The following is a 19,906-nucleotide window of genomic DNA, read 5'->3' on the forward strand; positions in this document are numbered from 1 at the left end:
AGCGAGCCGGTACGGGCCGCCTGTCGAAATGTCATCCGGGTTCCTCTCGGGCGACCGAGCTGTCGGTAGTACAGCTCGGCGGATCACTGTCTGTACAACGTAATGCCGATCACAGACGATGGACGTAGTTTGGCAGGGCCTTCGAACCGGCCCGCTCCCCGGTGGGTCGCGGCCTCGGTGACCTCTGCAGCGCCTATGGTAATTCGCGATGAAAAGGACTCGAAAGTTCGTAGCCGTGTGGGCGACAGCTCTCGCTCTCGCCGGCGTCGGCGGCGGCCCGGCATCGGCGCAGCCGGCAGTCGAGCCACCCGTCGTATCGACGACGCCACCGTTCACGACGCCGAACACCGACGCGTGCCCGTTCGCGGCCTCGCCGCCCCCGGCGATCGATTCCTCGGATGTTCCGGCTCCGGGTAGCACTGCGCCACAACCGGTTCCGATCCCGGCGGACCCGGTGGGCGGATCCCGACTGGCCGAGTGCGGCGCGATCGTGCCGGACGGCGCGCCCCCACTGCCCGCGGACATCTCGGCAACCGGGTTCGTGGTGGCAGACCTCGATTCCGGATCGGTGGTAGCCGCCAAGGATCCACACGGTCGGCACCGACCGGCGAGCACGATCAAAATACTGCTCGCCCTCGTCGCTCTGGACGAGCTGGACCTCGGCAAACAGATCACCGCGACGGCCGAGGACGCCGACGCAGAAGGCAGCGCCGTCGGCATCGGGAAGAACGGTGTCTACACCAATCTGCAACTGTTGCAGGGCCTGGTCATGGCGTCGGGAAACGATGCCGCGCATGCCTTGTCGGCTCAGCTGGGAGGTGACGCCGCGACCGTCGAGAAGATGAATGCCAAGGCAGCAGAGTTGGGCGCGCTCGACACACGGACCGCGACCCCCTCCGGCCTGGACGGGCCCGGCATGGCGAGCTCGGCCTACGACCTGGCACTGTTCTACCGGGAGGCCATGCGCAATTCGACCTTCGCGCAACTGATTTCGACCGAGAACGTGCAGTTTCCCGGCTATCCGAAGGATCCCACGATCCCCGACGACCAAGACCGCCCCGGTTTCACGCTGTCCAACGACAACCAGCTGCTCTACAACTATCCGGGCGCTCTCGGCGGCAAGACCGGCTACACCGACGATGCCCGGCAGACCTTCGTGGCGGGTGCCGAACGCAACGGTCGCCGTCTGGTCGTGACGCTCATGAAGGGTGACGTACTACCGATCCGGCCGTGGGAACAGGCGGCTCGGCTGCTCGACTACGGGTTCGCCCTGGATACGAGCAGCAGCGTCGGCGATCTGGTCGAACCGGATTCCACGTCGCCGGTGACGAGTACACGTGCCACCAGCGCGGTGCCAACCCTTGCTCAACCCCCTGCGTCGGCGTCGAGTGCCGAATCGGGTACCCGACAATCCGATCTGCAGGCGCAGGGCGACACGGTCGTGCGCATCGCGATCGGGGTCATCGGTGCACTGGTCGTGGCCGGTTTGCTGTGGGGCGCACGCACACTGTCTCGCCGCCCCTGAACTCCCCCGCCGCCTCTCACATTCGCAGGTAGGTTGCCTCGGATCAGCGTCGCCGATTGCGAAGTCCAGCGATACCCAGAGCGGCCAGAGCGCCCGCGCCCACCAAGGCCAGACCACCCTTGACACCCGGGCCGTCGCTCACCTCGACCCGGGTGTTGATCACCGCGGGGTCCGGCGCCGGCACATGGGCGTCAGCAAGGCTCTCCCGAGTGGTGGCTGCGAACGCAGTCGAGAACAGCACCAACCGCGACGTCGTGAACACGAACACCAACAGACCGATGATGGGACCGAACACGACTCCGGCGGGCCCGCTCGTGACGGACGCGAGGTAGATCGCGCCGAGTTGCTTGAAGATCTCGAAACCGACTGCGGCCAACAGTGCACCTTTGGCCGCACTGCGCCACGACACCGGTTCGCGGGGCAGACGTGAGATCACCCAGGTGAACAGCGCCCACGTTCCGGCAAGCGCGAGCAGTATCGAGAAGACCCGCAGCGCCACTCCGACGCCGGGAACGGAATCGAGGTTCAACCATTCCAGAATGCCACGCATGACGCCGCCCCCGGCCAACGCGGACAGCCCGAGAGAAAGCACCAGAGCTGCTCCCAGGCCGAGCAGAGCCGCGAGGTCCTTGGCCTTGGTCGCAAGGAATCCACCCGACTCGTGCTGGCTCTCCCACATCGCGGTCAGGGCCTCACGCAGATTGGCCACCCAACCGAGCCCCGCGTACAGCGCGCCGAGCAGGCCGATGACACCGACACCGGTACGGGACTCGATCGCGGTATCGATCAGCGAGCTGATCGTCTCACCGAAGCTACCGGGGACGTTCTCGGCGATCTGCGACTGAATCTCGGCAAGCCATTCGGGCTGATTCACCAGTACGAACCCGGCAACGGCGAATGCAACCATCAGCAGCGGAAACAACGCCAGCACACTGAAATACGTCATTCCAGCGGCGTAGTAATCGCCCTTCTGCCCCTGATACCGCTGCGCGGCAACAACAGTGTGATCCAGCCACGGCCACCGAGCACGCCGATCGTCGAGCATGGCCTTGAAATCGGGCATGGCACTCACCTTTTCGCTGTCGTCGGCGGCTGTTCGGGCCGTGTCCTCGAAATGTCGTGTAGCGCGAATATCGTGTACTGACAGGTCTATGCGCCGGGAGGAAGGAACCCCACCCTGTCGTACACCTGAGCCAGCGTTCTGCTCGCGACCTCCCTGGCTCGATCCGCACCGGCAGCGAGGAGGCGATCCAATTCGGCTACGTCGGACATGAATCCGTCCATTCGTTCGCGCAGCGGAACCACGAACTCGGTCAGCACGTCGGCAGTGTCGGACTTGAGATCGCCGTAGCCCTTGCCTGCGTAACCGGCGACCAGATCATCGATGCTCTTCCCGGACAAAGCGGACTGAATCACCAGAAGATTGCTGACGCCTGCCTTGTTCTCCGGATCGAAGACGATATCGCGTTCGTTGTCCGTCACTGCCGAACGAATCTTCTTCGCGGACACCTTCGGATCGTCCAGGATGTTGACGATGCCCGCCGGATTCGACGACGACTTGCTCATCTTCGCCGTCGGATCCTGCAGGTCGAAGATCTTGGCCGTGCCCTTGATGATGTGTGCATCGGGAACCACGAAGGTCTTCTTGAACCGCGAGTTGAACCTCTGCGCCAGATCGCGAGTCAACTCCAGATGCTGACGCTGATCCTCGCCCACCGGAACGAGATTCGGCCGGTACAGCAGGATGTCCGCGGCCTGCAGAATGGGATAGGTGAACAACCCGACGCTGGTGTGATCGCGACCCTGCTTGGCGGACTTGTCCTTGAACTGCGTCATCCGGCCGGCTTCGCCGAACCCGGTGATGCAGTTGAGAACCCACGCCAACTGCGCATGCTCGGGAACCTGGCTCTGCACGAACAACGTCGACTTCTCGGGATCGATACCCACCGCCAACAGTTGTGCGGCCGCTATCCGGGTGCGCCGACGCAATTCCTTCGGGTCCTGCGGAACCGTGATCGCATGGAGATCGGGAACGAAGTAGAACGCATCGAACTCCTCCTGCAACTCCACCCAGTTCCGCACAGCACCCAGGTAGTTACCGAGATGGAACGAATCCGCCGTCGGTTGGATGCCCGAGAGCACCCGACGACGCGGACCCTGCGACGTGTCGATCGAGTCAGGAGAAGACATGCGGCAATCTTTTCACGCCGTCCCCGACCCGTACCGATTGCCTTGCCACACCAGTCGCTCCGCAGGCTCCGCTCCTCACCACACCGGTCACTCCGCAGGCTCCGCTCCCACCACCCGGTCACTCCGCAGACTCCGCTCCTAACACCCCGGTCACTCCGCAGGCTCCACTCCTAACACCCCGGTCACTCCGCAGGCTCCGCTCCTAGCGGTAGCGCACCGTCACCGGCGCGTGATCGGACCACCGCTGGTCGTACGCCTCCGCTCTTTCGGTGACAGCTTCTTTCGCACGCTCGGCCAGATCACCGGTGGCGAGTTGGTAGTCGATGCGCCACCCGGCGTCGTTGTCGAACGCCTTACCGCGGTAGGACCACCAGCTGTACGGCCCCTCGACGCCGGGGTGCAGCTCACGCACGACGTCGGTCCACGGTGACTTCTCGGCGAGCAATCGCGATACCCACTCACGTTCTTCGGGCAGGAAACCCGACTTCTTGCGGTTGGTCTTCCACGACTTCAGATCTGCTTCGGTATGGGCGATGTTCCAGTCGCCGCAGACCACGACGTCGCGCTCGGCGGACGTCGTTGCCTTGGCGGTCTTGGCGAGATACTTCGCGAACGCAGCCATGAAGCGTTCCTTCTCGTCCTGTCGGTCGGTCCCCACCTCGCCCGACGGCAGGTACAGGCTCGCCACGGTGACGTCACCGTAGTCTCCTTCGATGTAGCGACCCGCGTCGGCGAATTCAGCGACGCCGATGCCGGTTCTGATCGCCTCCGGCGCGGCCCTCGACAGCAGGGCTACACCGTTGCGTCCCTTTGCCGACGGTTCCGCCGACGCCAGATGCCATCCCGCATCGAGGGCCGGGGCCAGTGCTGTGGTCAGCTCGCCGTCGTTGGCGCGTGTCTCCTGAAGACAGATGACGTCGGCATCGGTGGCCTCGAGCCACGGAAGCATGCCCTTGCGAACAGCCGCGCGGATCCCGTTGACGTTGACAGTGGAAATAGTGATCGGCACGCCGACGACCGTAGCGGAGGCCACCGACAACCGGCAGGTGGCCTCCGCAGGCTCACCTTCTCTTCGGTTTGGCTCTTGGCTTCGGAGCCGTCACCGCCGAAGTCATCGACGGCACCGCGACCGGCTCCCGGTCGATCCGTCGGTAGACGATGTGCTGCTGGGCGTAGGTCCAGATGTTGTTGCTCACCCAATAGAGCAGCACCGCAACGGGCAGCACCGGGCCACCGATCAGCACCCCGGCCGGGAAGACCCACAGCGCGAGTTTGTTCATGATCGCGGTCTGCGGGTTCGCCGCGGCGGCCGCATCCTGACGCGCGATCGATGCCCGGGAGTTCAGGTGGGTAGCCACCGCGGCAACGATCATCAACGGCACCGCGACGACCGCGATGCTCCACACCGACGGCACCCCACCGAACGGACCGAACGCTTCGAGAACATCTCGAGAGCTACTGACGGCAGCGGAGATCGGTGCGCCGAACAGCCGCGCGTCGAGAAACGACTGCACATCGCCCGCACCGAACACGTAGTTGGCTGTACTCGCATTCTCCTGCGCCGACATACCGAGATGCCCGAACCCGGTTCCCGTCCGGTTGAACGAGCGCAACACGTGCAGCAGACCGATGAACACCGGTGCTTGCGCGAGCAGCGGGAGGCAACCCATCAGTGGGTTCACCCCGTGTTCCTTTTGCACTGTGCGGATTTCCGTGGCCTGTCGAGCCCGGTCACCGGAGTACTTCTTCCGTACCTCCTCGAGCCTGGGTTGGAGTTTCTTCATGGCGAGCTGTGAACGAATCTGACCGACGAACGGTTTGATCAACAGCGTTCGTAGCGTGAAGACCAAAAATACGACGGCCAAGGCCCAGGCGACGCCGTTGTCGGGGCCGAGCACGAAACCGAACACCCGGTGCCAGAACCACAGCACCGCGGAGACGGGGTAATAGACGAAATCGAGCATGATGGAGTGCCTCACTGAGAGAGAAATCGGTCGGATGACGTCTCGACCGGATCTCGCAGTGGCTCAGCGGAACTGGAGCCACCGATCCGGTCCGTGAACCGATCCGGGTGCTCTCGGCATAGGGCGGCCTGGCGTGTCGGGTTGCTCTTGTCTGCGGTAGGCCCCGCGGAGTCTGCCGCCGTCGGATCCGGCGGTTGTGGACGCGGGCGGCACCACGACGAGGACGTCGGCCGATGCACCCGTCACCAGCAGTGCCGCAGCCACCAACGCACCGAACATCGCTATCTGGGCCGCGGGCTGGGCATCGACGACGGCGAAGACGACCAGCAGGACTGCCGCCACCCCGACAAGGGTGACCACTGCGGCTCGCCACGGCGACACCGCACGCCTGGAAATTACGTCGAATGCAGCCGTCGAACCGACACGGCGGGTGGCGTTGTCGATGGACAACATAGTGATTCTCCCGATGAACCTCGTGGACCAGGGGCGCGTGAGGTGTGGGAGAGCTGTCGAACTACAGCGCTCCCACCAGGAGACCGGGTGCTCGCGGCTGCGGGCGACCGGGTGCGTCGGGGCGATGTTGACGTCGGAACGAGCCACGAAGGTGGCGCTCCTCCGCATTCGGTCCGACGTTCGACGGACGGTACAGAAGGCTCAGCGCCCCGGCACGATGCGCGTAGAACACCGCCGCCGCCAGAGCAGCGACGATGATCAGCGCGAGATCCGCCGGTCCGGCCGGAGTAGTCAGCAGCAGCGTGAAGAACAGCACCGACGTGACGACGAGGTTCTGATAGCCCATCGTGCACCTCCGTCCTTCGTCACCGATCGTCGAGTCGTTGCTCAGGGTACAGATACCGTCGGGTCTGTGCACTGGTACCAGCTGTCTCCCCACGAGACCGGGCCTCGGGCCTGAACACACTCACGAACACGTTGGGGTAGGCGATCGAGTTCGGGATCTGCGTCTGCCGACAACCCGCCAAGGTAGAACACGTCGATCCGCCCCGTCTCCTCGAACCGTTCGACGTTCTGCCGCGCGATGTACGCGTCCGGGTTCACGGCCGCGAGCGCGAGAACGGTCAGCACTGCTCCCACGCCGACTGCTCGCGGAAGCCAGCGACCCGACATCCGTACGCCCGCGACGAGCAGCAGTACGAACACCGAACCCAACCACCATTCGACCGCGGTGACGAACAGCCGCAGGGTGGTGTAGCCGTACTGCTCCTCGTACAACGACATTCGATGCAACGCCGACGCCACGATCACCACCGACAGTGCGCACAGCGCGCCGAGCAGAACCCGCAATGCAAGTCGGTCGCGTAGGTCCGTTCGTTCGGCCTTGGTCACGGTGACCGCGATGACGAGCAAGGTCAATACCGTCACCGTCAGCAACTGCCAGAAGCCCTGCCGTGCGTACTCGGCGTTGGTCAAACCTTCGGTGCTCAGAACGTGTCCCTGGCCGCCGAACAAGCTCGGAATCTGAAAGGCGACGAACACGCCGAACAGGCCGACGACAGCGCCGAGCGGTATTGCCCACTCCCACAACCGAAGTGTGCGACGCGGTGTTGCCGCCAGGCGGTCGAAGCGCGGCGGATGCACGGCCACGTATGCGGCGGCGAGCGCACCTGCAGCCGTCAGTACGAATACGACCACTCGCCCGAAGATCGATCCGAGATCGAACTGCGGAGTGACCGAGCCCAGAGCATCCGCGAAACGTCGATCCGCCGCCCCGAACAGCGCGGCGAACACCACACAGAGCGCGACGGTGACGGCGGCGACCACGCCGATTCGGATCGGCTTGGGCCCGTCGAGATCGATGGTTCCCGCCCCTCGTCGCGTCCACCGCACGACCCGCAAGGGCAGCAGCAGCGGCAGCACGGCGCCGAGAGCGATGCCCGTCCAAGTCCAGGCCCGCGAGAGAACGACCGACCCGACGACGACCGCAAGGGCAACGGACAGAGCGACGATCCACTCCGCCTCTCGTAGCGCCGCGACGCTGGACAAGGCGAGGACCCCCGCCACACCCACCCACTCCCACGGCGACAACGACGCACGCCGTACCGCTACGACGACAGCCATGATGCTTGCGGCGGTGATGGTTACGCCGAAGTTGTTGTAGCCCAATATCACTGTCGCGACGAGCCCGGCAGCAAGCGCTCCTAGAAGTGCCGCGCGGGGTGCCCGAGAGTGTCGCAGCACCGGCCAGGTTCGAGGGCTCCACAGCGACCGACGAGGCCGCGTTCTGGGGTGCATGGGTATTCCGATCGTGGTCATGGCTGGGATCCATTTCTGTGTTCGAGGCATGCCGAACCGCGGCTGCGGTCCAGGGACGAGCAGTCGAGGTGAGTGGGTGTGTGAAAGAAGGTGGGTTGTCAGCGCTCGGGGATGGCCACTCTGATGTGGCAGCCCGACTCACTGTCGAGAACGTCGATGGTCCCGCCGTGCAGTTCGGTGGCCCACCGTGCGATTCCGAGTCCGAGACCTGTTCCGCCGTCGGTGGATCCGCCGCGAGTGAACCGGTCGAACACCGTGTGACGGTCGGCCGGTGCGATGCCGGGACCCTCGTCGCGAACATCGAACGCGAACCGGTCCCCGGTTCGATGCGCTCGGATACTCACCGTGCCCGACTGCGGCGAATGCCGTACGGCGTTGTCGACGAGATTGGTGATCACCTGCGTCATTCGAGCGCGGTCGGCGACGACCGTCCCGGCACCGGGTGAGACGACGATCGATACTCGTTCTCGGTGAACGCCGGTCGCCTCCTCGAGGAAGGGGCGCACCGGGAATTCCGTCGGGACGATGCTCAGCACTCCGCCCTCGACCCTCGACAGATCGAGCAGTTCGGTCACCAGGTTTCCCAGTCTCTCGGTCTGGCCCAGGGCGACAGACAACGTGGCCGGGTCGGGTTCGGTCACCCCGTCGACCATGTTCTCGAGCACTGCCCGCAAGGCAGCGATGGGAGTCTTCAACTCGTGGGAGACGTTTCCGATCAGCTCGCGGCGGTACTTCTCGGCGGCTTCCAAGTCGCTCGCCATGGTGTTGAACGCGGTGGCGAGCTCGCCCACCTCGTCGCGGGACGTGGCACGCACCCGGGTCGAATAGTCGCCTCGCGCCATCGCTTTGGCTGCCGAGGTCATCTCTCGCAGGGGCGACGTCATGCCGTGCGCGACGAATTGTGTTGCGGCCAAAGACACGATCAATGCGGCGAGAAGTGTGTAGCGAAACTGCCAGCCGGCCCCGATCCAGAAGACGACGCTCGCCAGCACCAGCACGATGCCCACCACGAGCGAGACCTTGAGTTTGAACGACCGCAAGGGATCGAGCGGACGCGGCAGCATCGGCCTCATCGCGGTGCCTCCACGGCGTATCCGACGCCGTGGACGGTACGAATCAGGTCGCCACCGAGCTTGCGCCGCAACGCTTTCACATGACTGTCGACGGTACGACTGCTGGCCGAATCGTCCCAACCCCACAGTTCCGACAGCAGGGTCTCCCTGGACACCGCCGTGCGAGGTCGAGCGGCCAGATACGCCAGGATGTCGAATTCGGTTCTGGTGACGTGGATGTCGCCCGCGTCGGTGGAGACGCGTCGCTCCCGGTGATCGATGTGCACGTCGCCGATTCGAGTGGTGTACTGCTCGGGAGTGACGACGCGCTCGGCGCGCCTGATGAGAGCGTGCACACGCGCGACCAGTTCACGCATGCTGAACGGCTTGCCCAGATAATCGTCCGCACCGACGCCCAGCCCGACGAGCATGTCGGTCTCGTCGGACTTGGCCGTCAACATCAGTACCGGTACCGGCCGGGATGCCTGGATGCGTCGACACACTTCGAGTCCGTCGAAACCGGGAAGCATCAGATCCAGCACCACCACGTCGGGGTCGATCCGGCCGCACACTTCCACCGCGGAGGGGCCGTCGGCGGCAGTGACCACGTCGTACCCCTCGCCTCGCAGTCGAGCGGCCACGGCGTCGGAGATCGTGGGTTCATCGTCGACTACGAGAACTGTGCGGCTCATGAGAATTGACCCTAGAGGTCGGACATGGAGGACTTCGTCGGGAAATGTGGAGGTTCGGTGAAGGTTGACCTGAAAGTCGAACTAAGGGTGGGCTACCCTTCCTTTCGATACCCGACCTGACGAAAGGCCCACTCGATGCGTACCCGACCACTTCGGAGAACTTTGGCGGTGTGCGCGATCGCGCTGACCACGGCGGGACTACTGAGCGCCTGCTCGAACTCCGACGGCACGTCCGACGGCCCCGACTCCCCCACGACCGCCAGCTCGGGCGTCTTTCCCGTCTCGGTAAAGCATGCGTTCGGCGAGACCGTCGTTCCCGAGGAACCCACGCGCGTCGTGGTGGCGGGATACACCGAACAGGACACGGTGTTGGCCCTCGGCGTGATCCCCGTCGGAGTGACGGAGTGGTACGGCGACCAGCCGTACGCGACCTGGCCCTGGGCTCGGGCCGCGCTGGGAAATGCCCAGCCCGAGGTGCTCACCAACAACGGCGACGGTTTCGAGACCGAGAAGATCGCCGCCCTCGAGCCCGATCTGATCATCGCCACCAACGCCGGTCTCACCGCGGACAGCTACCGGACTCTGAGCAACATCGCACCCACGCTCGCCCAGTCCGACGCGTCGACCGCCTACTTCGAGCCCTGGGACGTACAGGCGGAGAAGATCGGCCGGGCGTTGGGTAAGAAAGCCGAAGTGGACGGACTCATCGACGGTGTGAATCAGAAGTTCGCCGATGCCGCGGCGGCTCACCCCGAGTTCGCAGGGAAGAAGGCGATCTTCCTGCAGAACGCGTTCTACGAGGGCAAGGCCATCGCGTACCAGGACGGTTTGAGCACCGACTTCCTGACGAAGCTCGGTTTTGTGATCCCCGACGACATCGACGCGTTCGTGCCGGCCGACGGCAGTGCGCAGGCGAGCATCCCGCTGGAGAACCTGTCGGTCCTCGACACTGCAGATGTGCTGATCTGGGGAACGGAGAACCCGGGCGATCGCGGCCAGTTGGAGAAGGAACCGGTGTACAACGCTCTGCAGCCGGTGAAGGACGGCAACCTCGTCTTCACCGATGGGGTGACGGCGGGGGCGATCTACTTCACGAGTGTGCTGAGCCTGCCGTACGTGATCGACAAGGTGGCTCCGGCAATGTCCGAGGCGCTCGGCGGAACCGCCACCACCATCACGTCCTGACTTTCATGCCGCCGAGCGCTTCTCCATCCACATGGCGACGGACAGAACGCCCAGGCCGGCAACAGCGAGACCCGAGCCGACGGCGGCCGGTGCCGTGTAGCCGAGACCTGCGGCGATCACCGCGCCGCCCACCGCGGCTCCGATGGCATTGGCCAGGTTGAACGCCGCGTGGTTGAGTGAAGCGGCGAGAGTCTGCGCGTCCTCCGCCACGTCCATCAGACGGGTCTGAAGTCCGGGGACGACGGACGAGCCGGACGCGCCGATCAAGAACACGAGAAGCAGCGCGGTCACCGGGTTGTGAGCCGCGACGACGAAGACGGCCAGGGACACTGCGGTCGCGGCCAGCCCGATGAAGGTGCCCTTGAGCTTGTACTTGTCGGCCAACCAACCGCCTGCGTAGTTGCCGGCAACCATGCCGAGGCCGTAGATCATCAAGGCCACCGGAACCAGTGCACGGGCAAGGCCTGCGACGTCGGTCAGGGTCGACGCGATGTAGGTGTACACCGCGAACATGCCGCCGAATCCGACGATGCCGACGAACAGGGTCATCCACACCTGGCCACGGCGGAGGGCACCGAGCTCGGTGATCGGACTGGTGGTCGGCATGGCGTCGAGTCGCGGCATCCACAGGACCAGCGCACTGACGGTGAGCAACCCGATCACGGCGACGAGGGCGAATGCGCTTCGCCACCCGAGGGCCTGGCCGATCCAGGTCGCCACCGGTACACCGACGACGTTCGCCACCGATAGACCCATCATCACCATCGCGACGGCCTTGGCTCGTTTGCCCGGCTCAGCGAGGTGCGCCGCCACCAGTGCGGCAACGCCGAAATACGCGCCGTGCGGCAGACCGGCCACGAACCGGGAGGCCACCAACTCGTTGAAACTCGGCGCGAAGACCGTCCCGAGATTGCCGAGCGTGAACGCCACCATCAGCGCCAGCAACAACATGCGCCGAGGAACACGCGCCGCAAGAGCGGCGATTGTCGGCGCACCGACGACGACGCCGAGCGCGTAGGCGGAGATCATGTGGCCGGCCGACGGCTCCGATATTCCCATCGTCGTCGCGATGTCCGGGAGCAGGCCCATCGAGGCGAATTCGGTGGTGCCGATGCCGAAGCCGCCGATGGACAGGGCCAGCATGGCGAGCCTGCGGCGGGTCGAGTGCGGTCGATGGCCGACGCTCAACCCACTCGACACCTTGCCGCGTACGGCGCTGACGTTTCTGGCGAGAGCGGAATCGGTGACAGTCACAGCAGAACAACCTTCGTAAGCAATCGGATTACAGAGCGGGCCAGGGGCTGGTGGATCGACGACCTGGTAAATCGACGACCTGGTGGATCGATTCAGTACAGCCCGACCGGACGGCACAACGTTCGTCGTGTTCATTGTCTTCCCCGAGGCGACTCGTTTTCGAGTCGTCGGGCGGTGATTGTCCTCACCAGAGCATCTGCTCGAGGGTCGTGAGCGCCCTCGTTCCCCCGAGACACCCGTACCCGCTAAGATTCCTGCCAGGTCATGAGTGCCAGCATCGAGCCCCGGCTTGCTGGCCGGCAACCCTCCAACCGCGGTGGGGTGCCCCGGGTGAACGACCAGGCCGATGCAACACATCCGTGTCGTATCGACAAGCGCGGGTCCGCTCCGAAGCGGACCCACTGATCTTCGGTCCCCACGGGCCGAGGCATGTCAGGAGGTTCTCATGTGTTGCTGTACCGATACGCCCCGTAACGCTCGAGTTCTCGAGCTTCATTCGACAGAAAACACGTCTGAGAAAACGGAGTATCACCAGCCATGACCGATTCGACCCCCGACGTCGTCGACGCCACCGGAGCACCCACCGAGGATCCGTTCACCGATCCCGCAGCCGACTGGAGCTTCGAGACCAAGCAGATCCATTCGGGTCAGACACCGGACGGCACCACCAGGGCTCGTGCGTTGCCCATCTACCAGACCACCTCGTACACGTTCGACAACACCGATCACGCGGCCGCACTGTTCGGCCTGGCGGAACCGGGCAACATCTACACCCGCATCATCAACCCCACGCAGGATGTCGTCGAGCAGCGCATCGCCGCTCTCGAAGGGGGCGTCGCAGCGCTTCTGCTCGCGTCGGGCCAGGCAGCAGAAACGTTCGCCATTCTCAATCTCGCCGAGGCGGGCGATCACATCGTCTCGAGCCCGCGGCTCTACGGCGGCACCTACAACCTGTTTCATTACACGCTTCCGAAGCTGGGGATCACCGTCTCGTTCGTCGATGATCCGGACGATCTCGAGCAGTGGCGCGCGGCCATCACACCGTCGACCAAAGCGTTCTACGGTGAGACGATCTCCAATCCGAAGAACGACATTCTCGATATCCCCGGCATTTCGGCCGTTGCCCACGAGAACGGCATTCCGCTGATCGTCGACAACACCGTCGCGACGCCGTACCTGCTGCAGCCGCTGAAGCACGGTGCCGACATCGTGGTGCACTCGGCGACGAAGTACCTCGGCGGTCACGGCACGGCGATCGCAGGCGTCATCGTCGACGGCGGAACGTTCGACTGGACGCAGGGCCGTCACCCCAACTTCACCACCCCGGACCCGAGTTACCACGGTGTCGTCTTCGCCGATCTCGGCGCTCCGGCCTTCGCCCTGAAGGCAAGGGTGCAGTTGTTGCGCGACATCGGGGCTGCGGTGTCACCCTTCAATGCGTTCCTCATCAGCCAAGGTCTCGAGACGTTGAGTCTTCGAATCGAGCGGCACGTGGCGAACGCGCAGAAGGTAGCCGAGTTCCTCGCCGGTCGCGACGACGTCGTCTCGATCAACTACGCCGGACTCGAATCCTCGCCCTGGTACGAGCGCGGGCAGCAGCTACTCCCGAAGGGGCAGGGCGCGATCATCGCCTTCGAACTGAAGGGAGGAGTGGACGCGGGCAAGAAGTTCGTCAACGCTCTCACTCTGCACAGTCATGTGGCTAACATCGGAGACGTGCGTTCTCTCGTCATCCATCCGGCATCAACCACGCATTCGCAGTTGACCCCGGAAGAGCAGTTGGCCTCCGGCGTCACTCCCGGCCTCGTGCGTCTGGCCGTCGGTATAGAAGGAATCGACGACATCATCGCCGATCTCGAGGTCGGCTTCCGCGCGGCGGCGTCTTGAGCCACAGTTTGAACACAGGCGTTCGTCCGGAGGCGGTCCTTCCGTCTCCGGACGGGCGGTTGGGAACCATCGACATCGGTGGTCTCGATCTCGAGAACGGTTCTCATATTCCGCACGTGACCGTGGCGGTGCAGCGTTGGGGCGAGATGGCGGCCGATCGCAGCAACGTCGTGCTCGTCGAACATGCGTTGACCGGTGATTCCCACGTTTCGGGACCGCCGGATGCCGACCACGTACTGCCCGGTTGGTGGAACGGGATGGTCGGACCGGGCAGCCCCATCGACACCGACGAATGGTGTGTCGTGGCCACCAACGTGCTCGGCGGATGCGGAGGCACCACCGGGCCGAGCAGCATCTCCCCCGACGGCACCCCGTACGGTTCTCGCTTCCCGGAAATTTCGATTCGCGATCAGGTGGCGGCAGAGGTCGCGGTGGCCGATGTTCTGGGCATCGATCGGTTCGCCGCCGTCGTGGGCGGGTCGATGGGCGGCATGCGCACCCTCGAATGGATTGTGGGACATCCGGATCGGGTGGGTGCCGCGCTGGTGCTCGCCGTCGGTGCCCGCGCGACAGCGGACCAGATCGGAACGCAAACCACCCAGATCGCTGCGATCAAGGCCGATCCGGGTTGGCTCGGCGGCAATTACCACGACACCGGCACCGCCCCGACCGCCGGACTCGGGATCGCTCGACGCATCGCGCATCTGACGTACCGAACCGAGAGCGAACTCGACATTCGGTTCGGAAACTCTCCGCAGAACGACGAGGATCCGTGGGCCGGCGGCAGGTACTCCGCGCAGAGCTACCTCGAGCATCAGGCCGCCAAACTGGTCAATCGATTCGACGCGGCGACGTACGTTCTTCTGAGCGAAGCGATGAACCGCCACGACGTGGGCCGAGGACGCGGCGGAGTCGCCGAAGCCCTTGCGTCCGTGCCGGTTCCGACCATCGTCGGGGGCGTCGATTCCGATCGCCTCTACCCGCTTCGACTGCAGAAAGAAATTGCGCGTGAACTCCCACAGTGCCGGGGGCTCGAAGTGATCCAGTCGCGAGACGGCCACGACGGATTTCTCACCGAGGCCGATTCGGTGGCGAAGTTGCTGGCCGAGACAATGGAGCTCGCCCGCCTCGGACGGCGCTGACCCGAGTCGATCGGTCTACGTCAGTCCGTCCCCAGGGGATCGATCGACAGCGACAGAAAGACGATGGCGCCGCCGACGCCTCCCAGCGCCAACACGTCGAATCCCCTGCTGCGCACCTTCAGGGTGCCGACGCGTGACTCGGGTAGGCACAGTCGCAGCAACGCTGCCACCACCGCTGCGCACCCGAAGATGAACGAGCCGCGCCGCCAACGGTCGGCGAGAACCAGGACCAGCGCGGCGAGCACGATGATCGACACCACGACCATCGGTAGATTCCGAGCGAGCGCCGCTCGGAAACCCGGCACGTGATCGCCTCGCGCATCCTGTACGTCGTTCACCTCGGCTCGCTCAACTCTGGGCCGCAGTGCGTTCGGCTCGCTCCACGACATTGGACAGCAGAAACGCGCGCGTCAACGGCCCGACTCCACCGGGGTTGGGCGACAGGAAACCGGCCACCTCGGCGACGTCGTCCGCGACGTCTCCGCGCAATCCGTCCTCGGTGCGGGTGACCCCGACGTCGAGCACAGCCGCCCCGGGCTTGACCATGTCTGCGGTGATCAAACCGGGAACCCCGGCGGCCGCGATGACGATGTCGGCGCGGGAGACCTCTGCGGCAAGATCACGAGTTCCGGTGTGGCACAACGTGACCGTCGCGTTCTCCGAACGGCGGGTCAGCAGCAGTCCGATCGGTCGGCCCACCGTCACACCGCGGCCGATGACCACAGCGCGCGCCCCGTCGAGTGCGACGTCGTAGCGCCGCAGCAAGTGGACGATGCCCCGCGGGGTGCACGGCAATGCGGCGTCCTTGCCCAGCACCAAGCGGCCGAGGTTGATCGGGTGCAGACCGTCGGCATCCTTGTCGGGATCGATGCGCTCGAGCGCGGCGTTCTCGTCCAGATGCTTGGGCAACGGAAGCTGCACGATGTACCCCGTGCAGTCGGGGTTGGCGTTGAGCTCGTCGATGACCGCTTCGAGTTCGGACTGAGTGATATCCGCGGGAAGATCGCGTCGAATGGAAGTGATGCCCACCTTCGCGCAGTCGTTGTGCTTGCCCCGCACGTACGCGGCAGAACCCGGATCATCTCCGACGAGCACCGTCGCCAGGCCGGGAGTGATGCCCTGCTCCCGCAGACGTGCCACACGGGCGGTGAGGTCGACGAAAATCTCGTCACGAGTCGCTTTGCCATCGAGGATCGTTGCAGTCACCGGGCCATTGTTTCAGGTTCTGCCCGTCCGGCGGCGCGCCGGGCCGATCACCGCGGTCAGCTCTCGACGATCAAGCCCTGCGCAGCCGCGAAGGCCACTGCTTGCATCAGTTCGATCTTGGCCCCGCGCACCAGTGCGCCGACCCACAGCGACGCATCGACGACGGCTCCGCGCAGGTCCGACTCCTCCATTTTGGCACCGACGGTTCGTGCGCCCACGAGATCGACGGACCGCAGCACCGCTTTGCGAAGATCGGTCGAGGTCAGGTTCGCCTCCCGCATCCGACATCCGGTCAGATCGACGCCGCGCAGGTCGGCATTACCCAGCGAGGCCAACGTGAAATCGACTTCGTCGTAGGTGGCCGGACGCATGCGAGTGTCCACGAACACCGATCCCATCAACGTCGAGTGACGGAAGACGCTGTGCTGCAGATTGGTTCGAGTGAACGTGCACGATCGAAAGGCCGAGTTGGTGTGCACCGAATCCGTGAGGTCGGTACCGGTGAAGTCGCATTCGGTGAAGACGACCGAGTCGGTCCGCACATTGCTCATGTCCGCGTCACGGAAGGTGCACCGGACGAACTGCCTGCCCGACCACTCCCGCCCGTCGAGTCGAGAATCCGAGAAATCTTCGCCGATGGTCTGTTCGTCGTCCACCTGCCCCATCCTCCCCGGGCTCGTGGTGGCAGAGTGATCCGGGTGTTTCGACTCATGTTCTTCGAGCCCCGGATTCCGCAGAACACCGGCAATGCGATTCGCCTCGTCGCCGGCACCGGATGCGAACTGCATCTCGTTGGCCCCCTCGGGTTCGACATGTCCGAACCCAAGCTCAAACGCGCGGGATTGGACTACCACGACCTCGCGTCGGTCACCGTGCACCAGGACCTGCCGTCGGCGTGGTCCGCACTGGCCCCGGAACGGGTCTTCGCCTTCACCGCGCACGCAACACGCTCCTACGCCGACGTCGCCTACCAACCCGGTGACGTCCTACTGTTCGGACCGGAACCCACCGGACTCCCCGACGACGTCTTGAACGACCCCCATGTGACCGATCAGCTGCGCATCCCGATGATCCCCGGACGACGATCACTCAACCTGGCGAACGCCGCAGCAGTGACGATGTACGAGGCCTGGCGCCAACACGACTATCAGGGCAGCGTCTGAACGATTTGCGTTCGAGTGCGCTCGACTGAACGATTCCGTGGTGCCCGGGGCACGACGGACTCTGTCGCCGTGGGGCCCGCATCGAAAGGACCGTTCGGCCCGGTGGGCACGTCTGCGTCCTCGCACGTCAAATCGATTGTGAGCGTCGACAAATCGATCTGGTCGGAACGGCACCTGCGCTGTGAGACCCAACTATCGAGCCGCGTCCGACGGCTCGCCAGCCCTCCGATAACAATTTCCTTTCGTTCGGCGGTCGCCCGGGCATGCCGACTCGGAGCATCGCCACCCGCTTCGGACACCGGCACCGAGCCGACAAACAAGCCCCAATCATGAACTGACGGAACGGAATCGACCGGACTGCGCACGTAGAACCTGGGCAGTACAAAGGCGGCACGAACCGGCTCGACCGATACCGCAGGGTCCGAGAAATCGGACTTCTACGACGATTCATCTCCCGATGCCATCGGCACCGTTACACAATCTGTGTCTGCTTGCTGTCACGGACCCCCGGAGCGGGGTACCGTGTGCCGCACCGACCCGTTTCGCTCGTGAAGGAGCTTTCTGTTGTTCTCTGTTTCCCTGCCCCGTACGGTTTCTTCCAACTCCTCCTCCGCGCGAACGTTCAGTCGGTTCGGTAGTCGAATCGCCCGCACCGCAGCTATTTTCGCCATCGGATCGGGCCTGACGGTGGCCGCCTTCGCCGGCACCGCCACCGCGTCGGCGGCACCGGTCACGTGCGTGTCGCCGCCCTCGGCCAACGACATCCAGGTGAGTGACACAGCGAGCTGCGGAGCCACCTCGAACGGACCCGGAACCGCCACCGCCGGTGCCGCTGACAGCGGAACTGCCGTCAGTGTCAACGACGGGCCGGGCGCAACCAACACCTACGCCAACGGCTACGGTGTCGCGCTCGGAGCAAGCAAGAACGCGGGCACGGCATACGCGCTCGCACTCGGCGGCGGAATCGCGCACTCGTGGGCAGATGCCGGCCAGACGACCCTCGCGGTCGCAGGATGGGGATCCGGTGCCACATCCGAGGCACGCGGCGTCGACTGCGTCGGGCCGCTGTCGTTGGCACTGAACCTCACGAGCGGTCAGTTCTGCGTTCTCGGTAGCTGATTCTTCATCCGATCGAGCGGAGCCGACTACCCCGACACGGACCCGTCGAGGTAGTCGGCTCCACCTACGTAGACAGTCCGGCCGGACTTCTCGATGGGTCCGATTGCAGCCTCCGTCACAGCCGACGCGAACTCCGCAATGGTCGGGAGCGCACCCTGCGCGGTTCGCGCAGCGACTGAGTCCGGATTACGGCGTTCGAGCAGGGTGACCACGATCGTGCCCTCGATCATGTCCCCGGACACCACGACCAATTCGATTCCCCGAGAATCCAATTCAGGAATCATCCCACGCAGTGCATCCTCCCCCGCCCGTTTGCTCGCAGCAACGGGTTCGTATTCGACGGGGACCGGTTTCTTGCCGTGAAAATGCGCCTGGTGGCTGGTGAGGAAGACGATCCGCGAGCCCGGCTCCATACGGGCGATACTCGCGCGAGCCAGAGCCAACGTCGCGATTGATACTCATCGCGTAGTCGGGTTCTGCACCGAACTCCAGGCCACCCGAGGCATTGAGAACCAGAACGTCGATTGCGCCGAACTCGGCAACGACAACGTTCAGCATGGCGTCGATCGCGTCAGCGTCGGTGACGTCGGCACCCACAGGAAGTGCTGTGCCGCCGCCCTCCTCGATCGCGCGCACCACGGCCTCGGCTCGACGCTTCTTCTCGCGGTAGTTCACCGCGACCGCAGCACCGAGAGCACCCAACTGCAATGCAGTTTCTGCTCCGATTCCCCGAGATGCGCCGGTGATCAACACCGTCTTTCCATCCGCCCGCCCGGTCATTCGTTCTCCACTCCTCGTAGTGCTTCGAATTTCGAACTGCTTCGATTTTCGAACCACTATGATGAGTCGAGATGGAAAAGGCAAACGAACCGCGCCGTGCCATGATGGCCGCGCTCGACCTTCTGGGGCAGCGCTGGAACATGCGCATCCTGTTCGAGCTACGCAGCGGACCGCTCGGCTTCCTCGAACTGAGGCGACGCACCGACGACATATCCTCGAGCGTGCTCGCCACCCGGCTACGCACTCTCGTCGACGCACGAGTGCTGGCGAAGGGCCCTGATGGCTCTTACCGTCTCACCGAGATCGGTGACGAACTCGGACCTGCACTCGAACCGCTATGGCAATGGGCACAGCGATGGAACGAGGACAGCGACCACACCGATCACCGCACGTAACCAGTCTCGGCAAGTGCTCAACGGGCACCTTTGCATTCTTGTCGGTGGGTCGAGATACTCTTTCTTCAGTTCGAACGCATG

The 19,906-nt window shown here is 64.6% G+C and carries 21 protein-coding genes, 1 pseudogene and 1 riboswitch; of the genes and pseudogenes, 7 read left to right on the forward strand and 15 right to left on the reverse strand.

The window, feature by feature from the left end; translation table 11 throughout:
* Positions 1-208 precede the first annotated feature (208 nt).
* The gene (locus AB0O58_RS23810; protein WP_032374652.1) at positions 209-1,525 is read left to right on the forward strand and encodes a D-alanyl-D-alanine carboxypeptidase family protein; all 1,317 of its coding nucleotides are present in this window, start codon (positions 209-211) and stop codon (positions 1,523-1,525) included.
* A 43-nt stretch (positions 1,526-1,568) separates the two neighbouring features.
* On the opposite strand, the gene yhjD is transcribed toward AB0O58_RS23810, so the two are convergent.
* From yhjD to AB0O58_RS23855, 9 genes are all read right to left on the reverse strand, one after another.
* Positions 1,569-2,588 carry an inner membrane protein YhjD gene (yhjD, locus tag AB0O58_RS23815; RefSeq protein WP_027496411.1) on the reverse strand — a complete coding sequence of 340 codons (1,020 nt, stop codon included), beginning with the start codon at positions 2,586-2,588 and terminating at the stop codon, positions 1,569-1,571.
* A gap of 86 nt (positions 2,589-2,674) precedes the next feature.
* Positions 2,675-3,715 carry a tryptophan--tRNA ligase gene (gene trpS, locus AB0O58_RS23820; RefSeq protein WP_032400118.1) on the reverse strand — a complete coding sequence of 347 codons (1,041 nt, stop codon included), beginning with the start codon at positions 3,713-3,715 and terminating at the stop codon, positions 2,675-2,677.
* 202 nt (positions 3,716-3,917) lie between these two features.
* Positions 3,918-4,724: an exodeoxyribonuclease III gene (locus AB0O58_RS23825; protein WP_082079239.1), complete on the reverse strand. Its 807-nt coding sequence runs from the start codon at positions 4,722-4,724 to the stop codon at positions 3,918-3,920.
* Between the two features lie 52 nt (positions 4,725-4,776).
* Entirely contained in the window at positions 4,777-5,679 is a 903-nt protein-coding gene (yidC, locus tag AB0O58_RS23830) for a membrane protein insertase YidC (protein WP_052061439.1), read from the reverse strand.
* 63 nt (positions 5,680-5,742) lie between these two features.
* Positions 5,743-6,132 (reverse strand): DUF6412 domain-containing protein, encoded by a 390-nt coding sequence (locus AB0O58_RS23835; protein WP_052061440.1) that lies wholly within the window; start codon positions 6,130-6,132, stop codon positions 5,743-5,745.
* A 61-nt stretch (positions 6,133-6,193) separates the two neighbouring features.
* The gene (locus tag AB0O58_RS23840; protein WP_032366681.1) at positions 6,194-6,478 is read right to left on the reverse strand and encodes a DUF6412 domain-containing protein; all 285 of its coding nucleotides are present in this window, start codon (positions 6,476-6,478) and stop codon (positions 6,194-6,196) included.
* A gap of 41 nt (positions 6,479-6,519) precedes the next feature.
* A complete protein-coding gene (locus tag AB0O58_RS23845) occupies positions 6,520-7,950 on the reverse strand; it encodes a DUF4173 domain-containing protein (RefSeq protein ID WP_366238873.1) in 1,431 nt (476 codons plus the stop codon).
* A gap of 98 nt (positions 7,951-8,048) precedes the next feature.
* Positions 8,049-9,023, reverse strand: coding sequence for an ATP-binding protein (locus AB0O58_RS23850; protein ID WP_032400119.1), 975 nt, complete (start codon positions 9,021-9,023; stop codon positions 8,049-8,051).
* Positions 9,020-9,694: a response regulator transcription factor gene (locus tag AB0O58_RS23855; protein ID WP_032371022.1), complete on the reverse strand. Its 675-nt coding sequence runs from the start codon at positions 9,692-9,694 to the stop codon at positions 9,020-9,022. The genes AB0O58_RS23850 and AB0O58_RS23855 overlap by 4 nt, the downstream gene beginning before the upstream one ends.
* A gap of 135 nt (positions 9,695-9,829) precedes the next feature.
* Between AB0O58_RS23855 and AB0O58_RS23860 the strand changes: the two genes are divergently transcribed.
* Entirely contained in the window at positions 9,830-10,879 is a 1,050-nt protein-coding gene (locus AB0O58_RS23860; RefSeq protein ID WP_045841986.1) for an ABC transporter substrate-binding protein, read from the forward strand.
* Positions 10,880-10,882: 3 nt separating this feature from the next.
* Here the strand turns inward: AB0O58_RS23860 and AB0O58_RS23865 are convergent, their stop codons facing one another.
* Entirely contained in the window at positions 10,883-12,022 is a 1,140-nt protein-coding gene (locus tag AB0O58_RS23865; protein ID WP_032367243.1) for an MFS transporter, read from the reverse strand.
* A gap of 371 nt (positions 12,023-12,393) precedes the next feature.
* Positions 12,394-12,516, forward strand: a riboswitch (SAM riboswitch).
* A 154-nt stretch (positions 12,517-12,670) separates the two neighbouring features.
* On the opposite strand from AB0O58_RS23865, the gene AB0O58_RS23870 reads away from it, so the two are divergent.
* Complete coding sequence (locus AB0O58_RS23870; protein ID WP_283314985.1) at positions 12,671-14,020, forward strand: bifunctional o-acetylhomoserine/o-acetylserine sulfhydrylase; 1,350 nt, start codon at positions 12,671-12,673, stop codon at positions 14,018-14,020.
* A 59-nt stretch (positions 14,021-14,079) separates the two neighbouring features.
* Positions 14,080-15,162 carry a homoserine O-acetyltransferase gene (locus tag AB0O58_RS23875; RefSeq protein WP_230593015.1) on the forward strand — a complete coding sequence of 361 codons (1,083 nt, stop codon included), beginning with the start codon at positions 14,080-14,082 and terminating at the stop codon, positions 15,160-15,162.
* A 20-nt stretch (positions 15,163-15,182) separates the two neighbouring features.
* Here AB0O58_RS23875 and AB0O58_RS23880 read toward each other — a convergent pair whose 3' ends face one another.
* The 3 genes from AB0O58_RS23880 to AB0O58_RS23890 all read right to left on the reverse strand — a co-directional run bounded on the left by AB0O58_RS23880 (position 15,183) and on the right by AB0O58_RS23890 (position 17,033).
* Complete coding sequence (locus AB0O58_RS23880; protein ID WP_045842095.1) at positions 15,183-15,428, reverse strand: DUF3017 domain-containing protein; 246 nt, start codon at positions 15,426-15,428, stop codon at positions 15,183-15,185.
* Between the two features lie 82 nt (positions 15,429-15,510).
* Positions 15,511-16,368, reverse strand: coding sequence for a bifunctional methylenetetrahydrofolate dehydrogenase/methenyltetrahydrofolate cyclohydrolase (locus AB0O58_RS23885; RefSeq protein ID WP_032400121.1), 858 nt, complete (start codon positions 16,366-16,368; stop codon positions 15,511-15,513).
* A gap of 56 nt (positions 16,369-16,424) precedes the next feature.
* Positions 16,425-17,033 (reverse strand): pentapeptide repeat-containing protein, encoded by a 609-nt coding sequence (locus tag AB0O58_RS23890; RefSeq protein WP_032400122.1) that lies wholly within the window; start codon positions 17,031-17,033, stop codon positions 16,425-16,427.
* Between the two features lie 33 nt (positions 17,034-17,066).
* Between AB0O58_RS23890 and AB0O58_RS23895 the strand changes: the two genes are divergently transcribed.
* Both AB0O58_RS23895 and AB0O58_RS23900 read left to right on the forward strand, forming a co-directional pair.
* Positions 17,067-17,531: a tRNA (cytidine(34)-2'-O)-methyltransferase gene (locus AB0O58_RS23895; protein WP_179284834.1), complete on the forward strand. Its 465-nt coding sequence runs from the start codon at positions 17,067-17,069 to the stop codon at positions 17,529-17,531.
* Positions 17,532-18,095: 564 nt separating this feature from the next.
* Positions 18,096-18,650: a DUF6764 family protein gene (locus AB0O58_RS23900; protein ID WP_176456807.1), complete on the forward strand. Its 555-nt coding sequence runs from the start codon at positions 18,096-18,098 to the stop codon at positions 18,648-18,650.
* 26 nt (positions 18,651-18,676) lie between these two features.
* On the opposite strand, the gene AB0O58_RS23905 is transcribed toward AB0O58_RS23900, so the two are convergent.
* Positions 18,677-19,063, reverse strand: coding sequence for an SDR family oxidoreductase (locus tag AB0O58_RS23905; RefSeq protein WP_329955356.1), 387 nt, complete (start codon positions 19,061-19,063; stop codon positions 18,677-18,679).
* A 142-nt stretch (positions 19,064-19,205) separates the two neighbouring features.
* Positions 19,206-19,430 (reverse strand): annotated as a pseudogene (locus AB0O58_RS23910) (SDR family NAD(P)-dependent oxidoreductase); the annotation flags it as partial.
* A gap of 71 nt (positions 19,431-19,501) precedes the next feature.
* On the opposite strand from AB0O58_RS23910, the gene AB0O58_RS23915 reads away from it, so the two are divergent.
* The gene (locus AB0O58_RS23915) at positions 19,502-19,825 is read left to right on the forward strand and encodes a helix-turn-helix domain-containing protein (protein ID WP_032400124.1); all 324 of its coding nucleotides are present in this window, start codon (positions 19,502-19,504) and stop codon (positions 19,823-19,825) included.
* Positions 19,826-19,906: the final 81 nt, after the last annotated feature.

It is taken from the genome of Rhodococcus sp. NPDC080181, assembly GCF_040702225.1.
In the GTDB taxonomy this organism is placed as follows: domain Bacteria; phylum Actinomycetota; class Actinomycetes; order Mycobacteriales; family Mycobacteriaceae; genus Rhodococcoides; species Rhodococcoides fascians.

What these genes read in the sequence shown, in the direction of transcription:
- AB0O58_RS23840 (WP_032366681.1), bottom strand. Translation starts at nt 6,478, where the DNA reads ATGGGCTATCAGAACCTCGTCGTCACGTCGGTGCTGTTCTTCACGCTG.
- yhjD (WP_027496411.1), bottom strand. Translation starts at nt 2,588, where the DNA reads ATGCCCGATTTCAAGGCCATGCTCGACGATCGGCGTGCTCGGTGGCCG.
- AB0O58_RS23915 (WP_032400124.1), top strand. Translation starts at nt 19,502, where the DNA reads ATGGAAAAGGCAAACGAACCGCGCCGTGCCATGATGGCCGCGCTCGAC.
- AB0O58_RS23860 (WP_045841986.1), top strand. Translation starts at nt 9,830, where the DNA reads ATGCGTACCCGACCACTTCGGAGAACTTTGGCGGTGTGCGCGATCGCG.
- yidC (WP_052061439.1), bottom strand. Translation starts at nt 5,679, where the DNA reads ATGCTCGATTTCGTCTATTACCCCGTCTCCGCGGTGCTGTGGTTCTGG.
- AB0O58_RS23850 (WP_032400119.1), bottom strand. Translation starts at nt 9,023, where the DNA reads ATGAGGCCGATGCTGCCGCGTCCGCTCGATCCCTTGCGGTCGTTCAAA.
- AB0O58_RS23870 (WP_283314985.1), top strand. Translation starts at nt 12,671, where the DNA reads ATGACCGATTCGACCCCCGACGTCGTCGACGCCACCGGAGCACCCACC.
- AB0O58_RS23880 (WP_045842095.1), bottom strand. Translation starts at nt 15,428, where the DNA reads ATGGTCGTGGTGTCGATCATCGTGCTCGCCGCGCTGGTCCTGGTTCTC.
- AB0O58_RS23835 (WP_052061440.1), bottom strand. Translation starts at nt 6,132, where the DNA reads ATGTTGTCCATCGACAACGCCACCCGCCGTGTCGGTTCGACGGCTGCA.
- AB0O58_RS23845 (WP_366238873.1), bottom strand. Translation starts at nt 7,950, where the DNA reads ATGACCACGATCGGAATACCCATGCACCCCAGAACGCGGCCTCGTCGG.
- AB0O58_RS23855 (WP_032371022.1), bottom strand. Translation starts at nt 9,694, where the DNA reads ATGAGCCGCACAGTTCTCGTAGTCGACGATGAACCCACGATCTCCGAC.
- AB0O58_RS23905 (WP_329955356.1), bottom strand. Translation starts at nt 19,063, where the DNA reads ATGGAGCCGGGCTCGCGGATCGTCTTCCTCACCAGCCACCAGGCGCAT.
- AB0O58_RS23810 (WP_032374652.1), top strand. Translation starts at nt 209, where the DNA reads ATGAAAAGGACTCGAAAGTTCGTAGCCGTGTGGGCGACAGCTCTCGCT.
- AB0O58_RS23865 (WP_032367243.1), bottom strand. Translation starts at nt 12,022, where the DNA reads ATGCTGGCCCTGTCCATCGGCGGCTTCGGCATCGGCACCACCGAATTC.
- AB0O58_RS23890 (WP_032400122.1), bottom strand. Translation starts at nt 17,033, where the DNA reads ATGGGGCAGGTGGACGACGAACAGACCATCGGCGAAGATTTCTCGGAT.
- trpS (WP_032400118.1), bottom strand. Translation starts at nt 3,715, where the DNA reads ATGTCTTCTCCTGACTCGATCGACACGTCGCAGGGTCCGCGTCGTCGG.